An 8,046-nucleotide genomic window follows, 5' to 3' on the forward strand; every position below is an offset into this window, starting at 1 on the left:
CCCAGGCAGGCTGTCACATGATCGCCACCCCCGGCCAAACACATCCACCCACCCAGGCAGTTCGCTCGCCAGGCCGCCGGTTTTCAGGTGGTCGGCTGGGCAAGCACATCCACCCACCCGGGCAGTCGCTTGGTCGGGCCGGCGGTTTGTGGGGTGGTCGGCTGGGCAAGCGCATCCGCCCACCCGGGCAGTTGGCTCGCCGGGTCGGCGGTTTGTGGGGTGGTCGGCCTGCGTTGAGGACATCCACCCACCCGTGCAGTCGCTCGCCGGGCTGGTGGCGAGTCCGGTCGAGTAGGCGGGTCAGGGGGTGCAGGTGGTTCCGGGGGCGGGGAGGGTGCCGTTGACCAGGTATGCCGCTCCGATGGTGTCGACGCACGTGTTGCCCTGCAGGAACACCGTGTGCTGGGTGGCGGAGAACGTCAGCAGTGTCGCCTTGAGGTCTTCGGCGAGGTTGACCCCGGCCAGGTAGGGGGTGGCGGGGTCGCCGCTGGTGGAGATGACCAGGAGGGGTGGGATGCCGTCGACCCGGGGTTTGTGGGGGGTGGCGGTGGCGGGGGCGGGCCAGAACGCGCAGGGGTCGAGTGCGGGGAGGACGGGTTGGGCGGCGGCGAGGAAGGTGCCCCTGGTGCCCTCGACCGCCGGGAGGAGGGCGGCGCGGTCGGTGACGCGCTCGTCGTCCGCGCAGCGGACGGCGATCAGGGCGTCGGTGGCGCCGCTGTAGCCGCCGTCGGGTTGGCGGCCGTAGCTGCTGTCGGCCATCTCCAGCAGGGCGGTGCCGTCGCCCGCGTCCAGGGCGTCGATGGCGTCGCTGAGGGGTTGCCAGGTCAGCGGGGAGTAGAGGCTCGCGGTGATGGCCCGGGTGGCGTCCAGGCCGGTGATCCGCCGGTCGCCCACCGCCACCGGGGAGGCATGGACGCGGCCGATGAGGGCCATCAGGGTCTTGCGGTCCCGCACGGTGCAGGTGCCCGTGCCCCGGCACCAGATCAGGAACGCGTCCAGGGCCTGGTCGAAGCCGTGGTACTGGCCGATGACCTGGTCGACCACGCCGCGCTCGGGGTCCACGGCGCCGTCGAGGACCATCGCCCGGACGTTGCCGGGGAACGCCTCCGCGTACGCGGTGCCCAGGCGGGTGCCGTAGGAGTAGCCGACGTAGGTCAGCTTCGGTTCGCCGAGCGCGGACCGCAGGACGTCCAGGTCCCTGGCGACCTCGCGGGTGCCGATGTTGCCCAGCACCTCGGCGCCGCCGCTGCGCTCGGCGCACTTGGCCGCGTAGTCCCGCGACTGCGCCTCGTAGCCTGCGACGTCGGTCACCGGCGGCGCGGACCGCAGGGCGTCGGTCTCCGCCGCGGTCAGGCAGACGACGTCGGGGCCGCTGAACCCGACCCCGCGCGGGTCGAACCCGACCAGGTCGAAGCGGTCGGTGACCTCGGTGCCCTTGTTGCGGGCGCCCAGGCCCGCCGCGGCCTCCATGCCCGAGGCGCCGGGGCCGCCGGGGTTGACGACCAGCGCACCGATCCGCTGGTCGGGCTTGGCGGCCTGCCTGCGCAGCACGCCCAGTTCGACCGTGCGGGCCTGCGGCTTGGCGTAGTCCAGCGGCACGGTCAGCGTCGCGCACTGGAGGGTGCGCTTGCCGAACACGCCCCTGGCGACGTCGTTCGTCCCGAACGGGCGGCAGTCGCGCCAGGTCAGCGGCTGGGCGTGGAAGCGGTCGAGCCCGGCCGGGACGGGGCCCACCGGGCCGCGTTGTTCCACGCTCCCGGGCACGGCGGTTCCGGGGACGGCTGTGGTGCAGGCGCCGGTGAGCAGCAGCGCGAGCACGACCGGGAGCAGGCGGCGCACCGGTCCGGGGTGGCACCCGGTGGGCACCGCGTCACCGGTGGTGGCGTTGACCGGGGCGGGCCCGCGCGCGGCGGAGCGGGGAACGACTGGCATGACCAGCACTTCGCTCCGGGCCCGCCCGGTGTGACAGACGGGAAGGTCACACGGCGGTCAGCCGGAGCAGCGCTTGCCCTCCTCGGGCAGCACGAGGTCGGTCAGGTAGGCCGAGCCCGCGTCGTCGACGCAGGCGACGCCCTGGAGGAAGGCGGTGTGCTGGGTGGCCTCGTAGGTGAGGAGCCCGCCGCCGAGGGCCCTGGCGAGGTTGACGCCCGCCTCGTACGGGGTGGCCGGGTCGCCGGTGGTGGAGACGACCAGGATCGGGGGGATGCCCTCGACCCGGGGCAGGTGCGGTTCGCCGGTGTTGGGGACCGGCCAGTAGGCGCAGGCGTCGAGGGAGGCCGTGGGCGGGTTGCCGTCGTCGAGGAAGGGGGCGGCGGCCTTGTAGCGGCGCTGGGCCTCCAGGATGACGTTCGGGTCGGTCACGCGGGGGTCGTCCACGCAGCGGACGGCGGTGAACGCGTCCTGGGTGGTCGAGTAGTGGCCGTCCTTGCCGCGTTCCTCGTAGGAGTCGGCGAGCAGCATCAGGATGCGGCCCTTGTTCTGCTTGACCTCGTTGAGGCCGGTGTTGAGCGGCTCCCAGAGCTGCTCGGAGTACAGGGCCTGGATGACCCCGGTGGTGGCGTCGCCGTAGGAGAGCTTGCGGCCGTCGGCCAGTTCGACCGGGCGGGTGCCGAGGGGGCGGATCAACTGCTGGAAGTTGGTCTGGGCCTGCTTGGCGTCGCGGCCGAGGGAGCAGTCCTGGCGCTGCACGCACCAGGCGACGAAGTCGGTGAAGGCCTTCTGGAAGCCCTCGCCCTGGGCGACGAGTTCGCCGACCGCGTCCTGCTCCGGGTCGAGGGCGCCGTCGAGGACCATGGCCCGGACGTTGCGCGGGAAGCTCTCGGCGTAGACGGTGCCGATGCGGGTGCCGTAGGAGTAGCCCAGGTAGGTCAGCTTCTCGTCGCCGAGGGCGGAGCGCAGGACGTCGATGTCGCGGGCGACGTCGCGGGTGCCGACGTTGGCCAGCATCGCCGCGCCCTTGCCGGTGCGCTCGGCGCACTTCGCGGCGAACTCCTCCTGCTCCGCGTCCTGCCTGGCGACACCGGCGGGCGAGGTGTCCAGTTCGTCGTCCTCGGCGCGCTCGGCGTCGCGCTCCTGGTCGGTCAGGCAGCGGACCGTGGGTTCGCTGGAGCCGACGCCGCGCGGGTCGAAGCCGACGAAGTCGAACCGCTTGTTCAGCTCGCCGACCCCGGAGAGCCGGGCCGCCGCCGACAGGCCCGCCGCGCCCGGTCCGCCCGGGTTCACCACGAGCGAACCGATCCGCCGGTCGGGTTCGGTGGCGGGTTTGCGCAGGACGCCGATCGTGATCGTGTCGCCGTCGGGCTTGCCGTAGTCCAGCGGCACGGTCAGGTGCGCGCACCGCAGGCCGTCTTTGCCCAACTGCTCCTTGTCGTTGTCCGTTTTGGCGTAGTCGGCGCAGTCCTCCCAGGTCAGCGCTTGGCCGTAGAAGGCGGAAAGCCCGTCGGGCACCACGCCGGTCGGGCCTTTACGCTCGGTCTCCTGGACGGGTGCGCCGGGGTTCGACGTGCAGGCGGCGAGCACCAGGGTCGACAGGGCGGTACCGATCAGGGCCATCGTCGGACTGCGCACCCGCCCGATCCTGCCACCCGGACGCGGAACTCACCTGCCGTGGTCCACCGTTAGGTGGCAGGGTCGAGAATTGCGTCACTGTTCGAGCGGGATGTTCGGCGGAGCGAAGGGGTGGCCGGAGTCGTGGCTGCGTTTCTGACACGGGTCAAGAGCGGGTTCCAGCGACTGCTGGAGCGGCCGTCGACGGTCGACCTGAAGAAGTACAAGGACCTGCTGACCTCGGTGCGGTGGCGGGAGGAGAAGGTCGCCGAGCTGTCCGACGAGGAGCTGACCGCCGCCGCCACCGCGCTGCGGGAGCGCAAGGCGCTCGACCAGCAGGCCCAGGTCGAGCTGTGCGTGCTGGGCCGCGAGGCGGCGCGGCGGGCGCTGGAGCAGCGCCCCTACGACATGCAGCTCGTCGGCGCGTTGGAGCTGCTGCAGGGCCGGGTCGTGGAGATGGGCACCGGTGAGGGCAAGACGCTCGCCGGGGCGCTGGCCGCCGCCGGGTACGCCGTGCAGGGCCGGTCGGTGCACGTCATGTCGGTCAACGACTACCTGGCCCGCCGCGACGCGGAGTGGATGCGGCCGGTGTACGAGCTGCTCGGCGTGTCCGTGGGCTGGGTGGACCAGGAGTCCTCCCCGGAGGAGCGCCGCGCCGCCTACGCCTGCGACGTCACCTACGGCGCGGTCAGCGAGATCGGCTTCGACGTGCTGCGCGACCGGCTGTGCACCTCCGTGGCGGACCTGGTGCACCGCGAACCGGACGTGGCGCTGATCGACGAGGCCGACTCGGTGCTGGTCGACGAGGCCAGGGTGCCGCTGGTCATGGCGGGGTCCACCGACGACGCCCAGGCCGACCCCGAGGTGGCCGCGATCGTGCGCACGCTGCGCCCCGGCCAGCACTACGAGCGCGACGAGGACAACCGCAACGCCTGGCTGACCAGCCGCGGCGCGAAGCTCGTGGAGAAGGCCCTCGGTGACATCGACCTGTACTCCGGCGACCACAGCGACCGCCTCGCCGCGGTCAACGCCGCCCTGCACGCCCAGGCCCTGCTCACCCGCGACGTCGACTACATCGTCCGCGACGGCAAGGTCCACCTGATCAACACCTCCCGGGGCCGGATCGCCCTGCTGCAACGGTGGCCGGACGGGTTGCAGGCCGCGGTGGAGGCCAAGGAGCGGCTCAAGCCGACCGAGAGCGGCGAGGTGCTGGACTCGATCTCGGTGCAGGGCCTCATCGGCCGCTACCGGCGGGTGTGCGGGATGACCGGCACGGCGCAGGCGGTGGCCGAGCAGCTGCGCGAGTTCTACGACCTCAAGGTGTCGGTGATCCCGCCGAACAAGCCGTGCGTGCGCGTCGACGCCGCCGACCGGGTGTTCGCCACCGTCGAGCAGAAGGAGGCGGCGCTGATCGCGGAGATCGTCGAGGCGCACGAGACCGGCCGCCCCATCCTGGTCGGCACCCTGGACGTGGCCGAGTCCGAGCGGATCGCCTCCCTGCTGGCCGAGGCGGGGGTGACCGCGGTCGTGCTCAACGCCAAGAACGACGCCGAGGAGGCCGCGATCGTCGCCGACGCGGGCGCGCACGCGGCGGTGACGGTGTCCACCCAGATGGCCGGTCGCGGCACCGACATCCGCCTGGGCGGCGCGGGCGGTTCGGAGGCCGACCACGACAAGGTGGCCGAGCTGGGCGGGCTGTACGTGATGAGCTGCGGGCACTACGGCAGCAGCAGGCTCGACAACCAGCTGCGCGGCCGTTCCGGCCGCCAGGGCGACCCGGGCGGTTCGGTCGTCTATTGCAGCCTGGCCGACGAACTGGTCGTCCAGTTCGCCCCGGAGGCCACGGCGGGCTCGGAGCCGGACGAGGACGGGCGGCTGGAGGACTCGACGTCGGCGCGGTTCATCGAGCACGCGCAGAAGGTCGCCGAGGGCGTCAACCTCGACATCCACCGCAACACCTGGCGCTACACCCGCCTGGTCGAGCGCCAGCGCGGCCTGGTCCTGGCCTACCGCGACGACGTGCTGCGCACCGACCTCGCCGCCAAGCAGCTGGCCGAGCAGGCCCCGCAGCGGTGGGCGGAACTGGTCGAGGAGCACACCGCGGAGGTCATGGAGAAGGTGGCCCGGCAGATCACCCTGCACCACCTCGACCAGCGCTGGTCGCAGCACCTGGCGTTCCTCGGCGACGTCCGCGAGACGATCCACCTGCGCGCCCTGGCCCGCGAGACCCCGATCGACGAGTTCCACCGGGTCGCCATCGGCGAGTTCCGCGGCATCATGAAGGAGATCAGCACCCTCGCCGCGGAGTCCCTGGAGTCGGTGGCGATCACCGAGGACGGCGCCGACCTGGCCGCGGCGGGCCTGTCGCGCCCCACCTCCACGTGGACGTACATGGTCCACGACAACCCGTTCGACTCCGAGGCCGAGCAGGCCCTGCAACGCGTGCGCGCCTCGATCCGCAAGGTCAAGACGGGCCGGTAGCGCCGGGGAGACCACTGGGGACCGTCCTCAGTGGTCCGGCTCGGCTGGTCGGGTCGCGGCCGCGCGGGCGTGCCATCATCGGGGCGCCCACTGACGCCGGTCACATTTTCGCCTGTGGGGCGAAAACATGATGGAGGATGACCCCATGCCGCAGCTCCGCATCGCGCTCGCGCAGGTCAACCCCACCGTGGGGGACCTGGCGGGCAACTCCGCCACCGTCGTCGAGTGGACCCGCAAGGCCGCCGAGGCGGGGGCGCACCTCGTCGTCTTCCCGGAGATGGTGCTGACCGGGTACCCGGTGGAGGACCTGGCGCTGCGCAAGTCCTTCGCCGCCGCGGCCAAGAAGGCGCTGACCGACCTCGCGGTGGAGCTGGCCGACGCCGGGTGCGGGGACGTCGCGGCGTTCGTGGGGTACCTGGACCTCGACGAGGTGGGGCCGCGCAACGCCGCCGCCGTGCTGCACCGGGGCGAGGTCGTGGCGAAGCAGTTCAAGCACCACCTGCCCAACTACGGGGTGTTCGACGAGCGGCGGTACTTCCGGTCCGGGCACGCGCTGGAGATCGTGCGGGTGCGCGGGCTGGAGGTGGGCATGGTGATCTGCGAGGACATCTGGCAGGAGGGCGGGCCGATCTCCGCCCTCGGGCAGGCCGGGGTGGACCTGGTGGTCTCGCCGAACGCCTCGCCGTACGAGCGGGCCAAGGACGACGCCCGGCTGCCGCTGGTGGCCCGGCGGGCGGCGGAGGCCGACGCCCCGCTGGTGTACGTCAACCAGGTCGGCGGGCAGGACGACCTGGTGTTCGACGGGGACTCGATGGTGGTCGACGTCCGGGGGAACCTGGTGACGCGGGCGCCGCAGTTCGTCGAGCACCTGTCCGTCGTGGACCTGGACCTGCCCGGCGACGCCGCCAGGGTGGACCGGGACACCGTCGACGACTTCACCGTGCGGCGGGTGGTGCTGTCCACCGAGCCGGTCCCGGCGTACGAGCCGCTGCCCGCGCCCGGGATCGCCGAGCCGCTGCCCGAGGAGGCGGAGGTGTGGGCCGCGCTGGTCACCGGGTTGCGCGACTACGTCCGCAAGAACGGCTTCCGGTCGGTGGTCCTGGGCCTGTCCGGCGGCATCGACTCCGCCGTGGTGGCCGCCCTGTCGGCCGACGCGGTGGGGGCTGCCTCGGTGCACGGGGTGTCGATGCCGTCGGTGTACTCCTCGGACCACTCGAAGTCCGACGCGGCGGACCTGGCGGAGCGGATCGGCCTGCACTACCAGGTGCAGGCGATCGAGCCGATGGTCGCCGCGTTCGTCGACCAGCTGGGGCTGACCGGGCTGGCGGAGGAGAACGTGCAGGCCCGCTGCCGGGGCGTCACCCTGATGGGCCTGTCGAACGAGCACGGCCACCTGGTCCTCGCCACCGGCAACAAGACCGAGCTGGCGGTCGGCTACTCCACCATCTACGGCGACGCCGTGGGCGGGTTCGCCCCGATCAAGGACGTCCCGAAGACCCTGGTGTGGGCCCTGGCCCGCTGGCGCAACGCCGAGGCGGAGAAGCGCGGTGAGACCCCGCCCATCCCGGAGAACTCGATCAGCAAACCCCCCTCGGCCGAACTGCGCCCCGGCCAGGTCGACAGCGACTCCCTCCCGGACTACGACCTCCTCGACGCCGTCCTGGACGACTACGTAGAGGGCGACAGCGGCTACGACGACCTGGTGGCCGCGGGCTTCGAACCGCCCCTGATCGACAAGGTGCTGCGCCTGGTCGACCGGGCCGAGTACAAGCGGCGGCAGTACCCGCCGGGCACCAAGATCAGCTTCAAGGCCTTCGGCCGCGACCGCCGCCTGCCCATCACCAACGCCTTCCGCGAGGGCAGGCCGGTCGCCCCCCAACCGTGAGCCACAGCGCCTGACACCCACCCGCAAACCCACCGGCGCAGCAACAACCACCAGCCACCCCCGACAACCGCCTGCCCGGCCAAGCAAATGCCCGGGTGGGTGGATGTGTTTGGCCGGGGGTGGCGATCATGTGA

At 72.4% G+C, this 8,046-nt stretch carries 4 protein-coding genes; 2 read left to right on the top strand and 2 right to left on the bottom strand.

The genetic code is table 11. The features are described 5' to 3' along the window. Positions 1 to 300: 300 nt before the first annotated feature. Together UO65_RS25845 and UO65_RS25850 are read right to left on the bottom strand one after the other, a co-directional pair. Positions 301 to 1,932: an alpha/beta hydrolase gene (locus UO65_RS25845; protein ID WP_084176266.1), complete on the bottom strand. Its 1,632-nt coding sequence runs from the start codon at positions 1,930 to 1,932 to the stop codon at positions 301 to 303. A 57-nt stretch (positions 1,933 to 1,989) separates the two neighbouring features. Then, on the bottom strand, positions 1,990 to 3,552 hold the full coding sequence (locus UO65_RS25850; protein ID WP_052021779.1) for an alpha/beta hydrolase: 1,563 nt from the start codon (positions 3,550 to 3,552) through the stop codon (positions 1,990 to 1,992). 138 nt (positions 3,553 to 3,690) lie between these two features. Here UO65_RS25850 and secA2 point away from each other — a divergent pair, with 138 nt between their 5' ends. Then, entirely contained in the window at positions 3,691 to 6,027 is a 2,337-nt protein-coding gene (gene secA2, locus UO65_RS25855; RefSeq protein WP_035287438.1) for an accessory Sec system translocase SecA2, read from the top strand. Between the two features lie 145 nt (positions 6,028 to 6,172). Continuing rightward, entirely contained in the window at positions 6,173 to 7,912 is a 1,740-nt protein-coding gene (locus tag UO65_RS25860; RefSeq protein WP_035287429.1) for an NAD+ synthase, read from the top strand. Positions 7,913 to 8,046: the final 134 nt, after the last annotated feature.

This window comes from Actinokineospora spheciospongiae (assembly GCF_000564855.1).
GTDB lineage: Bacteria > Actinomycetota > Actinomycetes > Mycobacteriales > Pseudonocardiaceae > Actinokineospora > Actinokineospora spheciospongiae.